This window comes from Jiangella ureilytica (assembly GCF_004348545.1).
Classification (GTDB): domain Bacteria; phylum Actinomycetota; class Actinomycetes; order Jiangellales; family Jiangellaceae; genus Jiangella; species Jiangella ureilytica.
Genome location: NZ_SMKL01000058.1, coordinates 21,915 through 39,868, shown reverse-complemented (window position 1 = coordinate 39,868; position 17,954 = coordinate 21,915). Strand labels below are relative to the sequence as shown.

Genomic DNA, 17,954 nt, shown 5'->3' with positions numbered 1-17,954 from the left:
GGGCTGGGCGGTCGGGGTGTCGGACGGCTCGAGCGGCTCGTCCTCGCTGGTCGACGAGGGCGTCCGCTGAGGTTCCGCCGTGGTGGAGCCGGCGGGCTCCGGCTCCTGGCCGGGGTCGTCGCCGGGCGGCCGGGTGCCGGCGGACGTGGCGGCGGCGGACGAACCTTCCGCCGGCGGTCCTCCCGCGGAGCCACCCACGGGACCGGTGCTGCCGCCGTCGTCGCCCCCACCGCCGAGGATCAGCAGGAAGCCGACGACGGCCAGCACCACGGCGGCGCCGACGAGCAGCAACGAGGAGCGCGAGCGGATCATGGGTTCATCCGCCCGTAGCCGACCACGGGGCCGCTCGGGCCCATGCTGAACGTGCCGTTGGCGCGGGTGATGCGGTTGCTCTCGTTGCCGCCGACGGTGACCAGCGTGCGGTTGGCCTCGTCGACCTCGACGACGATGCTCACGTGCCCGGAGTAGATCATGACGTCACCGGGCCGGGGCGGCTTCGTGGGGCCGCCGCTGCCGACGGGGATGAACTCCTGGCCGTGGCCGCCGGACTCGAACCAGGCCTTCATGCCGATGACGGCGGGGATCTGCCAGGGATGTCGCCAGAAGTACATCTGCGTGCCGGGCTCGGCCTCGAACGGGATGTCGGCCTCGTGGAAGACCCAGCTGACGAAGTCGGCGCACCACTCCTCGCAGCCGTTGGCGATGTAGGTGTCGGAGATGACGGGACCGCAGTTGCTGCCGAACGGCTGCTCGACGATGCCCTTGGCGTACTCCTGCTCGGCGATGCGCACGACGCCGTCGAGCCCGCCGCCGCTGGTGCCGCCGCCGCAGCCGGTCCAGCCGCCGCCGGTGTCGCCCTCGCCGCCTTCGCCCTCGCCGATGCCCATGCCGTGCGGCGGCGGGTAGGTGGCGTACTCGCCGTAGCTGCCGGTGCCGCCCTGGGTGAAGTTGGACGAGACGAGGGCGTGGACGTTGTCGACGTAGCGGAGGGTCTCGGGGTTGTTCCAGTTGCCGGCCGGACCGGCGTTGTAGCTGGCGGCGGAGTAGAGGAACGTGCCCGGGTCCCACCGCCCGGCCTCGCCCAGTGGGGTGTCGGGTGTGACGCTGCCGTAGAGGCCGTCGGCATGGGTGAACAGGTTGGCCGCGGTGAACATGGAGTCCCAGGGATCCATGTAGTCGGGTGGGCCGCCGTCGGCGCTGAACTTGTACGCGTCCCAGGTGCCCGCACCGAGGTTGAACTGCATGGGCCCGTGGCAGCACGGCGAGCTGGGCCAGTCGGTGTCGAGGTCCTTCCAGGCGTTGCCGTTCTCGGTCAGGTAGATCGCGGCCAGGAACGCGGGGTCGATGCTGAACTCGTCGCCGGCGGCGGTGAAGATCTCGGCCCACGGCGCGGGGACGTTGGCCATGGTGGCCTCGCCGGTGCAGACCTGGCCGCCCGGCTGCATGGTGCACTCGGCGAGCGGCGCGCGGTCGGTGATCTCGCACCAGAGGGCCATGACGGTGGCGACCGGGATGAACGCGATGGACGCCGCGCCCACGACGCCGAAGATCGTGAGGAGCGCGATGCCCAGCAGCCACTTCTTGACGCCGTTCTTGCCGCCCTTGTCGCCCGTGCCGCCGGGAGTGCGCGCAGGCGTCGTCCTGGTGCGCCCGGCGACCACTCCGCCGGCGACGACCGAGCCCTCTGCCATACCCCGCCCTCCATCCGGGCGCCCGCCACGGCGGCGTGCGGCGGACACCTACGTAGGTCGGCGACGGGCCCGTTCTGTGACAGGCCGGGCCGGGTCAGAACTCGATGGCGACGGCCTCGGGAAACGTGAGCGCCGCCTCGCCGAAGAGGGCGAGTGCGCTGGCCAGGCCGGCGTTGACGGCGCGGTCGAGCTGGTCGCGGGTGACCGTGGGGCCGAAGTCGACCGTGAGCTCTCCGTAGAGGCCGATCGACTCGTCGTCGAGGGAGCGGGCGAACGCCTTCGGCCAGGTACGTTCGGCGTTCCACTCGTTCGCGAAGATGGCGGCCTGGGTGTAGAGCTCGACGGGCAATGCGCGCTCCCACTGGCCGTAGACCTGGAAGACCGGGTCGGCACCGTCCTCGGACAGCAGGAAGAAGTAGAAGTACCCGTTCTCCCAGACCCCGCCGACCGCGTCGTCGCCGTCGACGAAGTACTTCGCCTCCATGGCGTCGAGGACGGCGGTGAGCGCCGAGAGTGTGAGCGGGACCAACGGCCCCGGCGACGTCGTTGCGGGCACCGCTGTGGACGCGGGTGCGGGCGCCGGCGTGCTGCGGGCCGGCGGCAGTGCGCCCGCGCTGCGGCCGTCGAGCGACTTCTGCGGGCCGGGCATGGCCCGGAGACGATCGAGCTGGCTGCGCGGCCTGTGCCCGTTGGTGTCGTTCATCGCGCGAGTCCTCTCCGCGTCCGGTTCTGGTGGTGTAGGTACGGCGGGGAGTCCGGCTGTGACACCCGGGGCGGCGGCGGACCGTGACTAGAGTGGTGCTGATCACGACCGCCCGCAGAGGACGCGATGCCTGCCGACCACTCTTCCGCCTCCCGCGACCTCTCCCCCCGCGCGCCTGCCGAGGTCGATGCCGGTGCGGGCCCGTCCGCCTCGACCCTGGACGGCTCGTTCGACGGTTCGGCGGAGCGGCCGTGGCACAGCTGGGAACGCATCCCGCCCGAGGTCACGGTGGTGCTCGAGCGCCACGGCTGCATCCCGGCGGAGCCGTTCGTGGCCGGGGCGAACGCGCGGCGGACCCGGCGCCGCGGCGGCGAGGTCGTCCAACGGGCCGGCGCCTGGGCCGTCGACCGGTCGCGGCTGGTCCTGATCGAGGCGGTGCGCGGCCTCCACGCGCTGGACGGCAACCGCTTCCGGCCCAGCACGCCCTGGCGCCTGGGAGTCAGCACGCACCGGTTCGTGGGCGAGGTGAGGCAGCGCTCCGGCATGGTGCCCGTCGAGGCCGCTCCTGCTCCCGGCCCGGACGCGTCGCCCGGCCAGGAGGACGCGCCCGAGATCATCGACGTGCTGCCGGCGCCGGTGCGCAGGCAGATCCTCACCACGGTCCCCGAACCGCTGGTCAGCGAGGAGTATCTCTACCAGGGCGTGCGCAACGACATCCCGCGCCTGCACGAGGCCGGCCTCCTCCGCACCTCCCCCGACACGGTGATCGCGCTGCTCGCGCTCCGCTCGATCAAGGTCCCCCGCCGCATGACGACGGCGCAGGCCGAGGTCGCGCTGGCCGCGGCTCCCTGGCACGTCCAGCTGCTCACCGCCGCCCTCGGCCCCGCCGAGGTGGCGGAGCTGACGAGCTACGAGCAGGACAGCGCTGTCGCCGCGAACTCCCCGCCCGCCCTGTCCGGCGGCTCGGCCCGCGGCGAGCTCACCTGACCCTTACGCCGGCTGGGCGTCGCCGTCGGATCGGTACTCGCGCAGCAGCGGCACGGCGGCCATCACTGCGCTGTACATGCACCACAGGGCGGCGATCACCGTGAAGCCCGCCCGCTCGGTGTCACTCGCCATGCCCCAGTACATGACGAACCAGACCACGATGCACAGGAACGTCGCCGCGTGGACGATCGCCAACGGGATCCACAGGATGCCGAAGTAGCCGCCCAGCGCGAGAACGGCATAGGCGATCAGCATGAACCGCAGCACCGAGGTGTTGGCGAGCAGGTCCCCCCAGGCGTCGTCGCCGGCTGCATCGGGACGCACCAGGTCGGGGCGCTCGACGAGGACATACGTGATGGCTGCATAGATCACGACCGCGATGACTGTGGCCCAGCGCAGGACGGTCGGTCCGGCGCCGCTCACCATCCATCGATCCAGCTTCCCGAACTGCCTGTCGACGAACTCCTCGGGCTCCGTTGGACCCGTCGGCGTCTCGTCGGCGAGATCCGGACCGTGGCTCATGGGCACACCGGCGTCCCAGCGGACCTCCTCGCCCCAGTCGGGCTCCGCCGAGGTGGTCGCGAATCCCGCCGGGCTCGCCGGCGTCGAGTCGCCGCCGGAACGAGCATCGTAGGCGGCGCGGAGGTGTGGGTCGGAGAGTGTCCGGTACGCCTCGGTGACCAGCCGGAACATGCCCGCCGTTCCGCCGGCATCCGGATGTGCCGACCGCGCGGCGCGGTGATAGGCGGCCTTGATCTCCTCAGGTCCCGCGGTCGGGCGGATGTCGAGGATGTCGTAGTAGTCGATCTCAGCCACAGCTGCCGCCTGATCCGTGCGTGGTCGCCCTGTGGCTGAGCCGTCCGGGCTCGTCGGTCCTGGCCTGCCACATCCCCGGCTCCCGTTCGGTCGATGCGAGCCTAGGCATTCGTGCAGGTGGAGCGCAATCCAAGTCGCCGTATCCGCCACCAGGCCTCACGACTGGCCACGACGACGGCTCTCCCACTCCTGCCGGGCGAAGTCTCGGCTCATTCGGCGTCGCTCGCGTGCACTACGCCGCTCGGCGGCCTCTTCCGCAGCCTGATCCATGTGCCGGCGGCGCGTGAGGTCGGCTTGGGCCTTCGCAGAACGATGGCGCCCATCTGCGTCGCCATAGGCCTTCTTGGCCGCCTCGGCCCGCGCCTTCCGGTCGACGGCTCGCTGGACCTCGGCCGCGCGTACGTCCTTGCCCGCCCAGAACGAGCGGTTGGCCATGTCAGCGGTGCCGAAACGGCCGCCGGCCGCAGTCGCCGCGCCCTCGGTCATGAGTCGACGGGTCCGGTGCGCATTGCGACGGAAGACGTCTGTCGGCATCAACCCGTGCTCTCCCATCCTCTGCATGCCCGTGCGGTAGGCGTTGCGCGCATAGGCGCCCCCCTTCTGGGACCAGGTGCCGAACTGGTGCATGCGGCCGCGTGCCCGGGTGGAGGTGCGCGAGAGCTCGGTGCCGACGCGGCTGCGGCGAGCCGCCGCGAGGCCGGTGTGCGCCACGTTCCGGCTGCTCTCGCCCAGGGCGGCAGCACCTTGCCGGGCCATGCCGCCCGCCCCCTGCGCCGCCCGGCGCAGGACGGTGTTCTTGGCCGCCAGGGTTCCGCCCTTGGCGGCCAGGGAGCCGCCGCCGGTGGCCCAGGCGAGGCCGGCCGTGCGGGCCATGCCCTTCATGTTGCGGGCGGCGTCGCTCATCGCGTTGAGTTTGCCCGCCGCCCGCTGGAGACCGCCCGGGCCGCTACCGCCGCCGGCGGGAACGAGGGCGTTGCCGCCGAAGGCGCCGCCTCCGCCACCACCGCCGGAGTTGAACGTGGAGGCCATGGCCGCGGCCACGCGGTCCTTGGTCTCGTGGACGGCGCCGCGGCCACGCCAGAAGAGGACGATGCCGGCGACCAGGAGGAGGTCGACGAGGATGAACTTGCCGATCTCGGCCCAGCGGACGGAGCGGTCGTCGGGGTTGCCGATGGGGGCGCCGCCGGAGGCCATGATGTCGGTCACCACGTGCAGGAACACGCCGAGGAAGAGGATGCAGAACATCATCATCAGCACGGTGGCGAACAGCTGGCCGATGTTGCGCCAGAGCAGACCTCTGGCCCCGCCGGGGAGGATCGCGAGCAGTAGCGTGACCAGCAGCTTCACGCACTGCACCAGCGCGGACAGGCCGGCGATGAACACCACGCCGGCGATGATGAGGATGAGCACCGCCAGGATCGTGACGGCCGGCTGGATCGCGAACTGCGCCATCCAGCTGTCGGGACGGGCCATCTTCGCGTAGGCGTCGACGTTGTCGGTGGTGCAGGAGCCGACGACCTTCCAGACCTCGGGGTCGTAGTCGACGGGTTCGTCGCCGGTGCCGCCCCACCAGGTGCCGGGGTCGGTCAGCTCGGAGCCGGTGTCGACACCGTCGGCGGCCGAGCCGGCGCCGCGGCGTTCGCCCAGCGCGTCTCGGAGCTCGTCCTTCGTGGAGCCGTTGCCGGCGTGGGACAGCGCGATGGCATAGGCCTCTTCGCACTGTCCGTCGAGGATGTAGCCGAAGTTGACCAGCATGGCCGGGTGGTACAGGAAGGTGTCGAGGATGCTCTGCCCCGGCGTGACCTGATCGGGCCCCGGATCGTCGCCCTCGTAGTAGTAGGAGTCGTCGGAGACGATGCGCCCGACCAGCTCTCGGGCGGTGTCGCGGGCGTCGTAGAGCAGGCCGTCCTGGGTGTCGTCGTTGCCGATGAGCCAGGAGATCGGGTTGATCGGGGCGAGGTTGTTGTCGGGACGGTTCTCGCTGTAGGCGATGGCGGCGACGGCGTAGTTGGCGATGACCAGCGACAGGAAGAGTTGGAGGATGCCCTTCCCCCACATGCCTCTGGCCATCCACAACATGCAGACGAACGCCGTGATGGTCAGCATGGCGACGTACACGTTGAGGTTCGACAGCATGCCGGCGACGGAGTCCTGGAAGTCGCCGGCGATGCCGGTGAACCAGTTCAGCCACGTCATGCCGAGCACGAAGTCGGTGACCCAGGCCAGCGCGATGACCTGGAACTGGTAGATCGCCCAGGTGATCGTCATGAGCACCTTGAAGATCAGGTGGAACGGGTCGGTGATGCCACCGGCCAGTGCCAGTTGCACGTGGAACGCCGACACCTCGCAGGTGCCGACGGCGGTGAGGTGCTGGTCGCCGAGGCCGTTGCCGTCCGTGGCCTCGCAGGCCCGGGCGGTGATGTTGACGGCGGCGGTGGCGACGCTCATGCGGGCCGCGATCCGACGGCGTGGCCGGGCCGGCCCGCCTCGAGCTCGGCCGGCCCGTCGCCGCCCTCGAGCTCGGGGACGGTGGGGGCCATGCCGCGGGCGAGCCGGCCGGCGGCGCTCTGTCGCTGCCCGATGACGACCTCGGGCGGGGAGGTCTTCATGGCCTCGAACCGCTCGGGCCGCGACGGCGGCATGACCTTGATGCGGGCGACGTTGCCGAGGGCGTCGCGCATGAGCGCCTCGCCGCGGCGCATCTCCGGCACGCCGTCGGGGCCGACCGGGCTGGTGTGCTCGGTGATGAGCGCGACCAGGGACTCGTCCTCGGGGTCGAGGTCGAGCCACTTGAGGCCGCGCTTGGCCAGCGTCTTGTCGCGGTGCCGCATGAGGATGCGGGTGGGGATGAGGCCGCGCAGGGTGGCGTCGCCGAAGTCGCTCTCGGGGTCGTGGCTGCCCAGCGCGACGGCGGCCTGATGCTTGCGGCCGTCGCGGACGAAGACGGTGATCTCGCGCTCGCCCTCGGGCGACGCGGTGACGTGATGGGCCTCGTCGACGATGAACAGGGCCAGCTCGGAGCGGTCGCCGAAGCAGACCTGCCGGCCCATGCTGGCCATCAGCGCATACATGGCCCGGCCGAAGATCTTCTCGAGCTTCATCTGCTCGAACAGGTGCGCATGCTGCAGTTCGTCGCGGTCGGGCAGCTCGAGCGTGCGGGTCCAGAACACGATGGCGCGGTCGCTCAGCTCGACCGGCGGCAGCGAGGTGTCGAAGATGACCCGGCCGAACTCCTTGCGGGCGAACACGTTCATGAGCCGGCCCAGCTCGTAGGCGCCGTCGAGCGTGCAGCTCTCGAGCAGATGCTTGGTGAGGTCGCCGAGGCCGCGGATGCCGTGCCGGGCGAGGTAGCCGACCTCGAGCACGTCGGACAGCAGCACGCCGCGCTCGGACGTCGGCGACACGTTGAGCAGCGGGGTGAGGAACGACTGCGCCACGCGGGAGCCGGTGTGCCGGTCGAAGACCCGGAGCGGGTCCATGCTCATGGTCGGGTCGACGACGGAGACGACGGTGGGGGTGGTGAGCGCGCGGGCCATGGTGACCCACTCGCCGGACTCGGTGCGGTCGAGCGCGATGAACCGGCCGCCGCGGTCGACGGTGTCGGCGGCGATCTTCTTCAGCGCGACCGACTTGCCGGCGCCCAGCTCGCCGGCGATGGCCAGCGACCCGGACACGTCGAGCCGCGTGGTGGCGCCCGCGGGGTCGTGGTGGACGACGCCGGTCTGGCCGGTGGAGATGTTGAGGCCGAGCAGGCTGCCCTTGGTGTCGCCGACGTCGCAGGTGACCACCGGGACCGACGCGGAGAAGGAGTGCGACGTGGTGATCTGGGCGAACTCGCGCACCGACTTCGCCAGCGGGGTGCCGGGCAGCATGGCCCACCAGAGGTCCTCTTGGTTGCCCAGCGGGTGCGTGAGCTTGAACCCCGAGGCGCCGTAGAAGGCCTGCAGCTCCTTGGCCTGCTCCATGACCTGCTCGCCGGTGCGCCCGGCCACGCAGAAGATGACGGTGGCCTCGACCTCGACCTCGAGATCGTCTGCGGACAGCAGGGCCTCGTACTCGGCGAGGTCGCGGGCGGACCGCTCGATGGCGTGCATGCCGGTGGTGAGCTGGCCCTCCTGCTGGAGGAACTGGTCGTTGAGGTTGGCGACGGCGCGCCGGTTGCGGGCGATGACCTCTTCACGGGTGCGGGTGTGCAGCCGCACCGCCCAGTCGACGTCGAGCCCGGCGTCGTCGACCCGGCCGAGGTACTCGCCGCCGGGGAAGACCATGCCGTCGGCCGGGGTGTCGGCGAGCGCGAGCAGGCCCTGGAAGGAGACGGCGTCGGGCTGGTCGGGCTGGGTGATCTTGACGTACTTGCGGCGCAGCGGGTTCCAGCTCTTGAGCTGACGGCGGTCGAGCTCGGACTGGCCGCCCTCGTCGATGAGGGCGTCGGGCCACAGCACGCCGTGCCGGGGCACGACGGCGGCCTCGTGGTCGGCGCGGGTCTCGGGCAGATCCATGTCGGCGAACAGGCCGCGCTGCAGCGTGTGCTGGTAGAGCCAGACCAGCTGGGCGACGGTGGCCGGGCGCGGCCGGAACACGGCCGGGATGCCGAGCTCGACCTTGCGCGCCTGCTCGGTGCGCACCTTGAGCTCGGCCGGCGAGATGCCCGCCCGTGGCAGCGCCAGCTGATCGCGGAAGTCGTCGATGGCGGCGTGGAAGGACTCGCCGAGGTTGCCGAACCGGCCGCCGTTGCGCAACGGCACGCTCAGCCAGAACGTCCGCTGGCCCAGCGCCAGCTCGTCGAGGGTGTCGAGCGTGGCCTCGCACTCGGCGGCCCACTCGGGGCAGTGCTCGAGCGGGATGCCGGTGATCATGCGCTCGACGATGGCGGCGGGGTCGAGCGCCGCGCAGGCGCCCACCAGCAGCGCCTCGCCCGGCAGAGCGCGCAGCAGCGCCTGGTGCGCGGCGCGCACACTGTGCTTGTCCTTGTCGGGCCGGAACCCGTAGGGCAGCGCCTGCAGCCGCCAGGTCGCCCACACGGTTCCCCCGCGCGACCAGAGCAGGTGGCCGGCCATGGCCCGAGCCGGACTACGCATCGTCTTCACCCCAAGAGTCGTGGAACTCGCCGTTCCCGTGCCGGACGGCGGCGCGCTGCGGTCCGCGGGTATGCGGCGCCGGGCGCCTGGCGGCGGTGGATTCCTGCTGGTCGGGCGGGAGCAGGGCCAGCAGTGCCTGGACCCCGCTGAGCGGCCCGGTGGCCGCGGCCGCCACCGGTTCCGGCGCGACCGGCTGATCGGGCGCCTCGTCGAGCGGGGGCGGGGTCCGCTCGAGCCGGAGCCGCAAGCCGTCGGGCAGACCGGCGGGCAGCTCGGTGCCGCCGGCCGCCACCGCGGTGCCGGGCTCGAGCCCAGCCCACGGATCGGTGCCCGGCAGCGGGCCGAGGTAGACGTTGGTGCGGTGCCGGACGCGTCGCGGCCGCCGGAACTTCACCGGCCGGCCCTGGTACCTGCCCGACGCGGGCGCGTTGACGACCCGGTAGAGGCCGAGCAGGGCGTACAGCGGGTTGCGGCCGTTCATCGGCAGGCGGCCGATGAGGAAGACCGCGCCGAACGCCGTCCCGAACAGCAGGGCGACGTTGCCGAACACGCCGAAGACGCCCCACGTGTCGATGGTCAGCCCGCCGACCACGATGATGATGATGGCCGCGATCAGCTGCTGGACCGTGTACGGCCCACCGGGGATCTTCGTGCCGTCGGGCATGCGCCCGAGCAGCTGCGGGAACTTGCGCGCCCGCGTGTAGTACTTGACGGTCTCCAGGTCGTCCTGGTCTTCGGCCATCGATCGTCACCTCCGCCCTGGGGTCTCGTGGCCGGCCTGCATGGGCGCCCTACGGGCTAGGTGATGTCGACCTGGTGCGACACCGGCGCCGACCCGGGGAGGTCTTCGCCGACGGTGTCGCGCAGGGCGGTGACGTTGTAGACGATCCAGATGAAGACGCCGGCCGCGAGAGCGGACACGATGATCGTGCCGATGGCGAACTTCGACTGGACCGCCTTGAAGACCACGAACAGGATGGCCACGGTGATGGCCACCACTCGGAGCACCGTCTGCAGGTTCGAGGCGGTGTCGGTGGTCCAGTCGAGCAGTCCGGCCTGGATGGTGATGGACGAGGTGGCGAGGTCGGGTGCCGTCGCCGTGAGTCCGGTGATGAGGCTCATGGCTCCTTCTCCTTATGAGCGGGCTGGGTTGCTGGCGGGTGAGCTAGGGCGACTCGGTGGTCGACCCCGTGGGTGCTGGGTCTGATCCGGCCTCCCTCGTCGGTGTGTCGGACGGTGTCGGGCCTGGGCCCTGGGACGAGGTCCCCTCAGAGGTGCTCGTCCCAGGAGTCGCGGTGGCGGCCGGCGACGGCGTGGGGATGGGGACGGGCTCGGCCAGCGCGGGCGACGTGCGCAGCCGGGCCACCTCCCACCGTCCCTCGCGCGCCTGGAGCACCAGGGAGTACTGCGCACCCAGCTGCTCGCCGTTGGAGCCGCTGAGGGTGACGTTGGCCTGGACCTCGGCGGTCTCGCCGTCGGCCGGCTCCTCGCTCGGCGCCTCGCCGCCGGCGGCGACGATGGTGTCGACCTGGACGCCGGCGTAGGGCACCGGATTCAGTGCCCGGAACGACGTGCCCGGGCTGCTGTAGGCCTCGAGCGAGGCCTGGTCGCCGCTGACGAGCATGGCGCCCAGGAAGTTGGCCACCCTGGCGAACGCGGGATGGTCGGCGGCGAGGCCGTGGTCGTACGCGGACGTCAGCTGGTCGAAGTCGCCGGGCGCCGGCACCGGCGAGGGCAGCGCCTGGGCGATCATCTGCCCGTCGACGTAGAGGACCGGCAGCTGGAAGTAGAGGCGGCCGGACGTGACCCGCTGCACCGGCTCGGCGTCGGCGTCGTCCTCGCCCGCCGCCGGCGTCTCACCGGCCTCGGCGGGCTCCTCGGCCTCGCCGGCGGGCGTCTGGGCCGGCGCGGCGTCGGCCGGCGGCTCACCCTCGGTGGCGTCGACGCCGACGGTGACCGACCAGAGGCCGGTGTCGTCCTTGACGATCTCGGCGACGGCGGAGCCGTCGGTGGTCCACGGGATGTCGGGGCGGGCCAGGCCGAGGTCGCCGAAGTAGGCGCGCAGGACGTCGGACTCCTCGGCCGGCGTCTCGAGCCAGGCGACGACGGCGCGCTCGGCGAACTCGCTGACGGCGGCCGCCTCGCCGATGCGGTCGACGTAGCCGTCCTGGCGGACCACCGGGCGCGACTCGGGCAGCAGCATCTGCAGCGCCAGCGCCAGCGGACCGGCGATCAGCGCGGCCCACAGCAGCCCGACGACCACCCGGGTGGCGAGCTGGGAGCCGCCGGTCCACGTGTGCTGCTCCGAGGGCGCGGACTTCTCGCGCGGCGCGGTGTCGCCGCCATCGGTGTCCTTGGGCGGGCCGAAGCCCCAGTTGACCTTCATGGTGCCGGTTCCTCGTGTGTCGCTTCGGCGTCGGCCGCGCCGCCGGGCTCCCAGGGCTCGCGCAGCTCGGTGACGTGCACCAGGCGCTCGAGCGCCTCTTGTGCCCGGTCGGCGTTGGCCCCGACCACGTCGTGCAGCCGCTTGGCCGCGTCGCGATCGAAGGGGTCGGCGATGAGGTGCGCCAACTCGCGGTCGATGGCCCGTCGCGCCGCCAGAACCGTGGCCGCGTCCAGGAGGGACTGCCGGTTGCTGAAGCGCTCTGTCATCGCGGGCTCCTCGGTCGCGGGGTCGGTCGTCTGCGTAGGTGCCGGGGGATGGCGTCTTGTGACGGGGTGATCGCTTCGCGTTGCCGGCGAGGATCGGGCATTCGGATCATGACGGTCATCGGGCAAGGCGCTGACCTGCGCACTCCCCGCGCGGGCAAGAGGCGCGACCGGCTCCGGACCACCGCGGGCAAGTGGCCGGGCAAGCCCCGCGGGCGACGGTGGACGCGTCGATCCACCCCGGAGGAGCCACCCGATGCCGACCACTCTCGCCAGCGGCCACGACGTCACCCGCACCGGCGCCCGCCGCCGCACCGACGCCAGTCTCGTGGGCCGGCTGAACGCCGAATGGAGCCGGCTGTGCGCCGACCCGTACACCGAGTCCGCGGTCGCCCGCTGGGCCGTCCGGCACCCCGAGCTGACCGGTTGCCTGACGCTCGGCGACGTCGAGCCGGCGGTCTCCGGCGCCGGAGGCGAGCAGGCCGACCGGATCCTCCTGGCGCTGCTGCGGCTCGCCCGCACGGGCGACTCGCTGGCCGGCCGCACCGTTCTGCAGCTCATGCTCGGCAAGGCCGTGCGCATCGCCATGACGCGGGCCGGCCGCGACACCCGGCCCAGCCTCGAGCACACCGCCGTCGCCGCGCTGTGGACGACCATCGCGACCTATCCCATCGAGCGCCGCCCGGCCAAGGTGGCCGCGAACATCGCCATGGAGACGCTCCGCGCCGTCACCACCGAGCTCACCCATCAGCTCAGCGAGACGCCCACGAGTCCGGACGTCCTGGCCGCCGATCTCCTGCCCGTGGCGCCGTCGGCCCGCACCACCGCCGACCACGAACTGCTCGACCTGCTCACGTGGGCGGTCGACGAGGGCACCATCACGGCGGGCGACGCGACGCTGATCCTCGACATCTACACGCCGGCGCCCGGCACCGAGGGCGGCGCCGCGGCCGCGGAGCGGCACGGGCTCAGCTGGCCGGCCGCCCGGCAGCGGGCCAGCCGCGCCGTCCGCAAGGTCGCCGCGCAGGTCCGCGCCGACGTCCCCGCCGCCGCCTGACGGCTGCCCGGCCCTTGCCTGACGGCTGCCCGGCCCTTGCCTCATGGCTGCCCGGCCGTCGCCTGACCGCAGGCTGCCGCCGTCGTCCGCCGTGTCGATCGGCCACATCGTTCACGCATGTCACACGGGTCACGTCCATGATCATCGAAGTGACCCGTTCGGGTTGCGCGCGCCGGGGTCTGGGCTCAGGATCGTCTGAACGGGTGAGTCGGCAGGGCGGCTCGCACCGGCTCGGACGGAGCCCATACATGGGTCATACATTCGCCAGACGCTCGCCAAGACTTAACAATCCGTGCCCTATGCAGTTGTGGCTCCAGTCACATACCCTCGTGCCACGAGGCCGCCCGTGCAGGGCGCGGCCTCGCACCGTCTCGAGGGAGGCCGGCGTTGACCGAGAGCACTCCGACCGCTGAGTTCCTGCGGCAGGGCATGAGCCCGGCGGTCGGTCCCACGGGCCTGGACGACGACGTCCTGACCCGGGGCGCCGCGGTCGACCCGGTCGACGAGCCGACGCACGACGGCGGCCGGCTGGCGGGCACCCCCGTCATCAAGCCGAGCGTCGTGCACGTCCCGTCGTCCCTGCTCTCGCTGGTGGCGGCGGAGCGCCAGCGGTCCGGCAGGTCCAACGGGCAGATCCTCATCGACGCCATCGAGGCCGGGCACGAGCACCTGACCAAGTTGCACCACGAGTCCAGCAGCATCGGAGGCCGACTCTTCACCGCCCGCACGGCGAAGCCCCAGCTTCCCGTGGCCCAGCCCCTCTCACCGCTCAACATCCGTCTGTACGAACAGGACTACGAAGTGCTCGACAGGCTCGTCACCGAGCTCGGCGCCGGCTCCCGCAGCCGGCTGGCGACCCTGGCGCTCGCGTACTACCTCGACAGCATCACCTAGCTCCACCCCCCTTCCCCGGACACGCAGGACGGCACCGATGAGTTCGCCCCCCACCCATCAGCCGGCTTCCGATCACCTCGACGACCAGTTCGACATCGCCGAGGCCAAGCTGGAACCGGCGGTCGCCGCACCCCCGAAGCAGCGACGCCGGCCGGCGTTGATCGGCCTCGGCGTGGCCCTCGTCGCCCTCGGCGGCCTGGGCGCGGCCTGGCTGGCCACGAGCATGAGCGACACCGTCGAGGTGCTCGCGGTCCGCGAGGACGTCGCCCGCGGCGAGCTGATCACCGCCGACGACCTCACGACGGCGAGCATCAACGCCGACCCCGCGCTCGACCCCGTCCGCGCGACCCGGCAGGACGAAGTGGTCGGCCACTACGCGTCCTTCGACCTGCCGGCCGGCTCGCTCATCACCGAGAACTCGTTCAGCGGCACCGTCCAGCCGGCCGAGGGCGAGGCCATGGTCGGCGTCGCCGTCACCAGCGCCCAACTGCCCAGCGAGCCGCTGCGCCCGGGCGACACCGTCCGCATCGTCGACACGCCGAACCCGCAGGACGACCCGCCCGGCTCCACACCCGAGTCCATCGAGGCCACCGTGGTCTCGTCGCACACCGAGGAAGAGACCGGGCAGCGCATCGTCGACGTCATCCTGCCCGAGGTGCGCGCCCCCGACCTCGCCGCGCGCGTCGCCACCGGGCGCATCGTCGTGATCCTCATGTCGCGCGCGGGAGGCGAGTGATGGCGGTCGTCGCTCTCACCTCGGCACGGGGCGCACCGGGCGTCACAACCACGGCGCTGGCCATGGCCATGCTGTGGCCGCGGCCGGTCGTGCTGATCGAGGCCGACGTCGCCGGCAGCAGCAGCATCCTCGCGGGCTACCTGCGCGGCACCGTCCCGCCCGACCGCGGCCTGGTCAGCCTGGCCGTGGCGCACCGGCGCGGCGTGCTCGACGAGAAGTTCTACGACCAGACGATCGCGCTCATCGAGGATCGCGTCCGGCTGGTCCCGGGCCTGGTCAACGCCCAGCAGGCAGCCAGCATGGACAAGCTCTGGTCGCCGCTGAGCATCGTGCTGGCCAACCTCGAGCGCACCGGCACCGACGTCATCGTCGACGCCGGACGGCTCGGCATGCGACACGGCCCGATGCCGCTGCTGCGCTCCGCCGACGCCGTCCTGCTCGTCACCCGCACCACGCTGCCCGCCGTCAGCGCGGCCCGGGCCCGCGTGAACGTGCTGCGCGACGACCTCGTCGAGCTCGGCCAGGGCGACGACACCCTCGCCATGCTGCTGGTCGGCGAGGGCCAGCCGTACCGCGCGCGCGAGATCCACTCCGCGCTCGGCGTGCCCGTCCTCGCCTCGATGGCCTGGGACCAGGCGGCGTCGGACTCCCTGAGCGTGGGGGCTCCGTACGGACGGCGGTTCGCGGCGGCTCCGTTGTTCCGCAGCACCCGGGTCGTCATCGGCGCCGTGCACGAGCTGATCGAGCGCCATCGCACCCGGCTGGCCCCGGCCGCGGAGTCCCTGATGGAGGAGCACACCTATGGCTGACCCCACGAACGCCGCGGCCAGCCTCGAGAACCTGCCGCTGTTCGCCGAGCCCGAGCACGCCGGCGCCGGCGACGAGTGGACCGACCAGCACGCGCTGCGCGGCCCGGCCGGCCAGAGCGATCTGCGCCGCTCGCTGCAGGCCCGGCTGGCCTCCGCGACGGCGCAGCGCGGCCGCGGCCCGGTGCCGGCGGGGCAGCACGCCCGCCGCGGCGACGACGCGTTCGCCCGGCTCGACCCCAACGGCACCATGCTGCGGCCCATGACCGGCCCCGGCGGCGAGGTCGACTGGGGTCTGGTGCGCGCCTACCGCGAGCAGGCCGCCGACCAGCTGGCGCACGCGCTGCGCAGCCGCGAGGGCCTCGACGACGCCGGCCGGCGCGAGCTGGGCCGCAGCATCGTCGTCGAGCTGCTGGCCGACCACGCCGAGCGGGCGCTCACCAAGGGCCTGCCCATCATCACGCCGGACGAGCAGATCCAGCTGGCCGAGGCCATCATGGCCGCGCTGTTCGGGCTAGGCCGGCTGCAGCCGCTGGTCGACGATCCCGACATCGAGAACATCGAGATCAACGGCCACGACAACGTCCACCTCATCTACGACGACGGCCGCATCGTCGAGGGCCCGGCGGTCGCCGACAGCGACGAGGAGCTCATCGAGACGCTGTCGTTCCTGGCCACCCGCACGGGCAACAACGAGCGGCCGTTCTCGCCGTCGAACCCGCGGCTGCACCTGCGCCTGCGCGACGGGTCGCGGCTCGCGGCCACCGCGTGGATCACGCCGCGGCCGGTCGCCGTCATCCGCAAGCACCGCCTCACCGACATCGGCATCAAGGAGCTCGTCGACCTCGACATGATGAGCCCGGCCGCGGCGGCGTTCCTGGCCGCCGCCGTCCGGTCGCGCAAGAGCCTGGTCGTCTCAGGTGCGCAGGGCGCGGGCAAGACCACACTGGTCCGGGCGCTGACGAACGAGCTCGACCCCATGGAGCGCATCGGCACCATCGAGACCGAGTACGAGCTGCACCTGCACGACATGCCCGAGCGGCACAGGCGCATCGTGGCGTGGGAGGCCCGGCCGGGCAGCGGCGAGCGCGGGCCCGACGGCCGCGCCGTCGGCGAGATCACGCTCGACGACCTCGTCTTCGACTCGCTGCGCATGAACCTCTCCCGGCTCATCGTCGGCGAGGTGCGCGGCCGCGAGGTGCTGCCGATGTTCAAGGCCATGCAGTCCGGCGCCGGATCCCTCTCCACGACGCACGCGCACTCGGCGCGGGCCGCCATCGAGCGCCTGGTCACCTGTGCCATGGAGGCCGGCCAGCACGTCACGGAGTCGTTCGCGTACCGCCAGATCGCCGAGCACATCGACCTCATCGTGCAGATCGAGCTGATCGACAACAGCCACGCCGGCGGCAAGCGCCGGCGCTACATCAGCGAGATCATCGCCGTCGAGCCCGGCGAGCACGGCCTGCCCGCCATCACCGACGTGTTCCAGCCCGGCCCCGACGGCCACGCCGTCCCCGGCACGCCGCCCATCTGGTTGTCCGACCTCGAGCGGGCCGGCTTCAACCCGCGCCTGCTCGACCACGGCGGTGTGCCGTGACGCCGTTCGCCGCGGCGCTCGCGGCGATCCTGGTGCTCGGCGGCCTGCTGGTGGTGATCCTGGGGCTGATCCCGCAGCCCGTGCAGGCCAGCCCGGCCACGGCCGGCCAGCGGCTCAAGGCCCGCTACATCAGCATGACCGGCGGCCGGAACCCCGCGGCCCGGCAGCTGCGCGTCCTGCTCGCCATCGGCCTGGCCGGCGGCATGGTGGCCTGGCTGCTCACGGGCTGGCTGATCCTCGTGGTGCTGGTGCCGGCGGCCCTCATCGGCCTGCCCGCACTGCTGGCGCCGCCGCCGACGGCCACCCCGGTCGCCAAGCTCGAGGCCATGGAGGAGTGGACGCGGTCGCTGGCCGGCGTCCTCACCGTGGGGGTCGGGCTCGAGCAGGCCATCACCGCCACCATGAAGTCGACCCCGGACGCGCTGCGCGCCGAGGTGACCACGCTGGTCGCCCGGCTGCGGGCCCGGTGGCCGACGGTGTCGGCGCTGCGGGCGTTCGCCGACGACCTCGACGACGCCACGGGCGACCTCATCGCGTCGTCGCTGATCCTAGGCGCGACGCGGCGCGGTGCCGGCCTGGCGGCGGTCCTCGAGGGGCTGGCGGCGACGGTGGCACAGGACGTCCAGGTGCGGCGCAAGATCGAGGCCGACCGCTCCAAGCCGCGCACGACGGCGCGCATGGTCACGATCATCACGCTGGTCGTGCTCGGTTTCATGACGTTCAACAGCTCCTACATCGAGCCGTACGGCACGGCCATCGGCCAGATCATCCTCATCGTGCTGCTCAGCTGCTACGTGCTCTGCCTGCTGTGGATGCGTCAGATCACCAAGCCCCGCGCACTGCCGCGGATCATGGGCTGGGACCTGCGCTCCACGACCGGCCCGAACCGGGCGGAGGCGCGATGACCCGGGCACAGCGGAGCCTGCGCGCAGTCGGGACG

Annotated in this window: 16 protein-coding genes and 1 pseudogene; 7 read left to right on the top strand and 10 right to left on the bottom strand. The window is 72.4% G+C overall.

Annotation, left to right across the window (positions count from 1 at the left end; genetic code table 11):
• The 3 genes and pseudogenes from E1212_RS21695 to E1212_RS21685 form a co-directional block, all read right to left on the bottom strand.
• Positions 1-312 (bottom strand): annotated as a pseudogene (locus E1212_RS21695) (hypothetical protein); the annotation flags it as partial.
• Entirely contained in the window at positions 309-1,691 is a 1,383-nt protein-coding gene (locus E1212_RS21690; protein WP_131986315.1) for a CHAP domain-containing protein, read from the bottom strand. The pseudogene E1212_RS21695 and the gene E1212_RS21690, both read right to left, overlap by 4 nt.
• A 94-nt stretch (positions 1,692-1,785) precedes the next feature.
• A complete protein-coding gene (locus E1212_RS21685; RefSeq protein WP_131986313.1) occupies positions 1,786-2,394 on the bottom strand; it encodes a YbjN domain-containing protein in 609 nt (202 codons plus the stop codon).
• A gap of 126 nt (positions 2,395-2,520) precedes the next feature.
• Here E1212_RS21685 and E1212_RS21680 point away from each other — a divergent pair, with 126 nt between their 5' ends.
• Positions 2,521-3,381 (top strand): hypothetical protein, encoded by an 861-nt coding sequence (locus E1212_RS21680; protein WP_131986311.1) that lies wholly within the window; start codon positions 2,521-2,523, stop codon positions 3,379-3,381.
• A 3-nt stretch (positions 3,382-3,384) separates the two neighbouring features.
• Here E1212_RS21680 and E1212_RS21675 read toward each other — a convergent pair whose 3' ends face one another.
• The 7 genes from E1212_RS21675 to E1212_RS21645 all read right to left on the bottom strand — a co-directional run bounded on the left by E1212_RS21675 (position 3,385) and on the right by E1212_RS21645 (position 11,927).
• Positions 3,385-4,197 carry a J domain-containing protein gene (locus E1212_RS21675; protein ID WP_131986309.1) on the bottom strand — a complete coding sequence of 271 codons (813 nt, stop codon included), beginning with the start codon at positions 4,195-4,197 and terminating at the stop codon, positions 3,385-3,387.
• Between the two features lie 156 nt (positions 4,198-4,353).
• Positions 4,354-6,645, bottom strand: coding sequence for a hypothetical protein (locus tag E1212_RS21670; RefSeq protein ID WP_131986307.1), 2,292 nt, complete (start codon positions 6,643-6,645; stop codon positions 4,354-4,356).
• A complete protein-coding gene (locus E1212_RS21665) occupies positions 6,642-9,275 on the bottom strand; it encodes an ATP-binding protein (RefSeq protein ID WP_131986305.1) in 2,634 nt (877 codons plus the stop codon). Before E1212_RS21665 ends, E1212_RS21670 begins: the two co-directional genes overlap by 4 nt.
• Positions 9,268-10,017 (bottom strand): hypothetical protein, encoded by a 750-nt coding sequence (locus tag E1212_RS21660; RefSeq protein WP_131986303.1) that lies wholly within the window; start codon positions 10,015-10,017, stop codon positions 9,268-9,270. The genes E1212_RS21665 and E1212_RS21660 overlap by 8 nt, the downstream gene beginning before the upstream one ends.
• 56 nt (positions 10,018-10,073) lie before the next feature.
• On the bottom strand, positions 10,074-10,397 hold the full coding sequence (locus tag E1212_RS21655; protein WP_131986301.1) for a hypothetical protein: 324 nt from the start codon (positions 10,395-10,397) through the stop codon (positions 10,074-10,076).
• 43 nt (positions 10,398-10,440) lie between these two features.
• On the bottom strand, positions 10,441-11,661 hold the full coding sequence (locus E1212_RS21650) for a conjugal transfer protein (protein ID WP_131986299.1): 1,221 nt from the start codon (positions 11,659-11,661) through the stop codon (positions 10,441-10,443).
• Positions 11,658-11,927 carry a hypothetical protein gene (locus tag E1212_RS21645; RefSeq protein ID WP_131986297.1) on the bottom strand — a complete coding sequence of 90 codons (270 nt, stop codon included), beginning with the start codon at positions 11,925-11,927 and terminating at the stop codon, positions 11,658-11,660. The genes E1212_RS21650 and E1212_RS21645 overlap by 4 nt, the downstream gene beginning before the upstream one ends.
• Before the next feature lie 253 nt (positions 11,928-12,180).
• On the opposite strand from E1212_RS21645, the gene E1212_RS21640 reads away from it, so the two are divergent.
• From E1212_RS21640 to E1212_RS21610, 6 genes are all read left to right on the top strand, one after another.
• Entirely contained in the window at positions 12,181-12,981 is an 801-nt protein-coding gene (locus E1212_RS21640; protein ID WP_131986295.1) for a hypothetical protein, read from the top strand.
• Positions 12,982-13,368: 387 nt separating this feature from the next.
• Positions 13,369-13,875 (top strand): hypothetical protein, encoded by a 507-nt coding sequence (locus tag E1212_RS21630; protein ID WP_131986291.1) that lies wholly within the window; start codon positions 13,369-13,371, stop codon positions 13,873-13,875.
• A gap of 37 nt (positions 13,876-13,912) precedes the next feature.
• Positions 13,913-14,611: an SAF domain-containing protein gene (locus E1212_RS21625; RefSeq protein WP_131986289.1), complete on the top strand. Its 699-nt coding sequence runs from the start codon at positions 13,913-13,915 to the stop codon at positions 14,609-14,611.
• Complete coding sequence (locus E1212_RS21620; RefSeq protein WP_131986287.1) at positions 14,611-15,420, top strand: CpaE/TadZ family protein; 810 nt, start codon at positions 14,611-14,613, stop codon at positions 15,418-15,420. Before E1212_RS21625 ends, E1212_RS21620 begins: the two co-directional genes overlap by 1 nt.
• Complete coding sequence (locus E1212_RS21615) at positions 15,413-17,014, top strand: TadA family conjugal transfer-associated ATPase (protein WP_131986285.1); 1,602 nt, start codon at positions 15,413-15,415, stop codon at positions 17,012-17,014. The genes E1212_RS21620 and E1212_RS21615 overlap by 8 nt, the downstream gene beginning before the upstream one ends.
• The gene (locus E1212_RS21610) at positions 17,011-17,919 is read left to right on the top strand and encodes a type II secretion system F family protein (protein WP_131986283.1); all 909 of its coding nucleotides are present in this window, start codon (positions 17,011-17,013) and stop codon (positions 17,917-17,919) included. Before E1212_RS21615 ends, E1212_RS21610 begins: the two co-directional genes overlap by 4 nt.
• Positions 17,920-17,954 lie beyond the last annotated feature (35 nt).

Bases quoted from the DNA above. Each gene is read 5' to 3' on its own strand.
- E1212_RS21690 (WP_131986315.1), bottom strand. From the start codon at position 1,691: ATGGCAGAGGGCTCGGTCGTCGCCGGCGGAGTGGTCGCCGGGCGCACC.
- E1212_RS21685 (WP_131986313.1), bottom strand. From the start codon at position 2,394: ATGAACGACACCAACGGGCACAGGCCGCGCAGCCAGCTCGATCGTCTC.
- E1212_RS21680 (WP_131986311.1), top strand. From the start codon at position 2,521: ATGCCTGCCGACCACTCTTCCGCCTCCCGCGACCTCTCCCCCCGCGCG.
- E1212_RS21670 (WP_131986307.1), bottom strand. From the start codon at position 6,645: ATGAGCGTCGCCACCGCCGCCGTCAACATCACCGCCCGGGCCTGCGAG.
- E1212_RS21665 (WP_131986305.1), bottom strand. From the start codon at position 9,275: ATGCGTAGTCCGGCTCGGGCCATGGCCGGCCACCTGCTCTGGTCGCGC.
- E1212_RS21660 (WP_131986303.1), bottom strand. From the start codon at position 10,017: ATGGCCGAAGACCAGGACGACCTGGAGACCGTCAAGTACTACACGCGG.
- E1212_RS21655 (WP_131986301.1), bottom strand. From the start codon at position 10,397: ATGAGCCTCATCACCGGACTCACGGCGACGGCACCCGACCTCGCCACC.
- E1212_RS21650 (WP_131986299.1), bottom strand. From the start codon at position 11,661: ATGAAGGTCAACTGGGGCTTCGGCCCGCCCAAGGACACCGATGGCGGC.
- E1212_RS21645 (WP_131986297.1), bottom strand. From the start codon at position 11,927: ATGACAGAGCGCTTCAGCAACCGGCAGTCCCTCCTGGACGCGGCCACG.
- E1212_RS21640 (WP_131986295.1), top strand. From the start codon at position 12,181: ATGCCGACCACTCTCGCCAGCGGCCACGACGTCACCCGCACCGGCGCC.
- E1212_RS21625 (WP_131986289.1), top strand. From the start codon at position 13,913: ATGAGTTCGCCCCCCACCCATCAGCCGGCTTCCGATCACCTCGACGAC.
- E1212_RS21620 (WP_131986287.1), top strand. From the start codon at position 14,611: ATGGCGGTCGTCGCTCTCACCTCGGCACGGGGCGCACCGGGCGTCACA.
- E1212_RS21615 (WP_131986285.1), top strand. From the start codon at position 15,413: ATGGCTGACCCCACGAACGCCGCGGCCAGCCTCGAGAACCTGCCGCTG.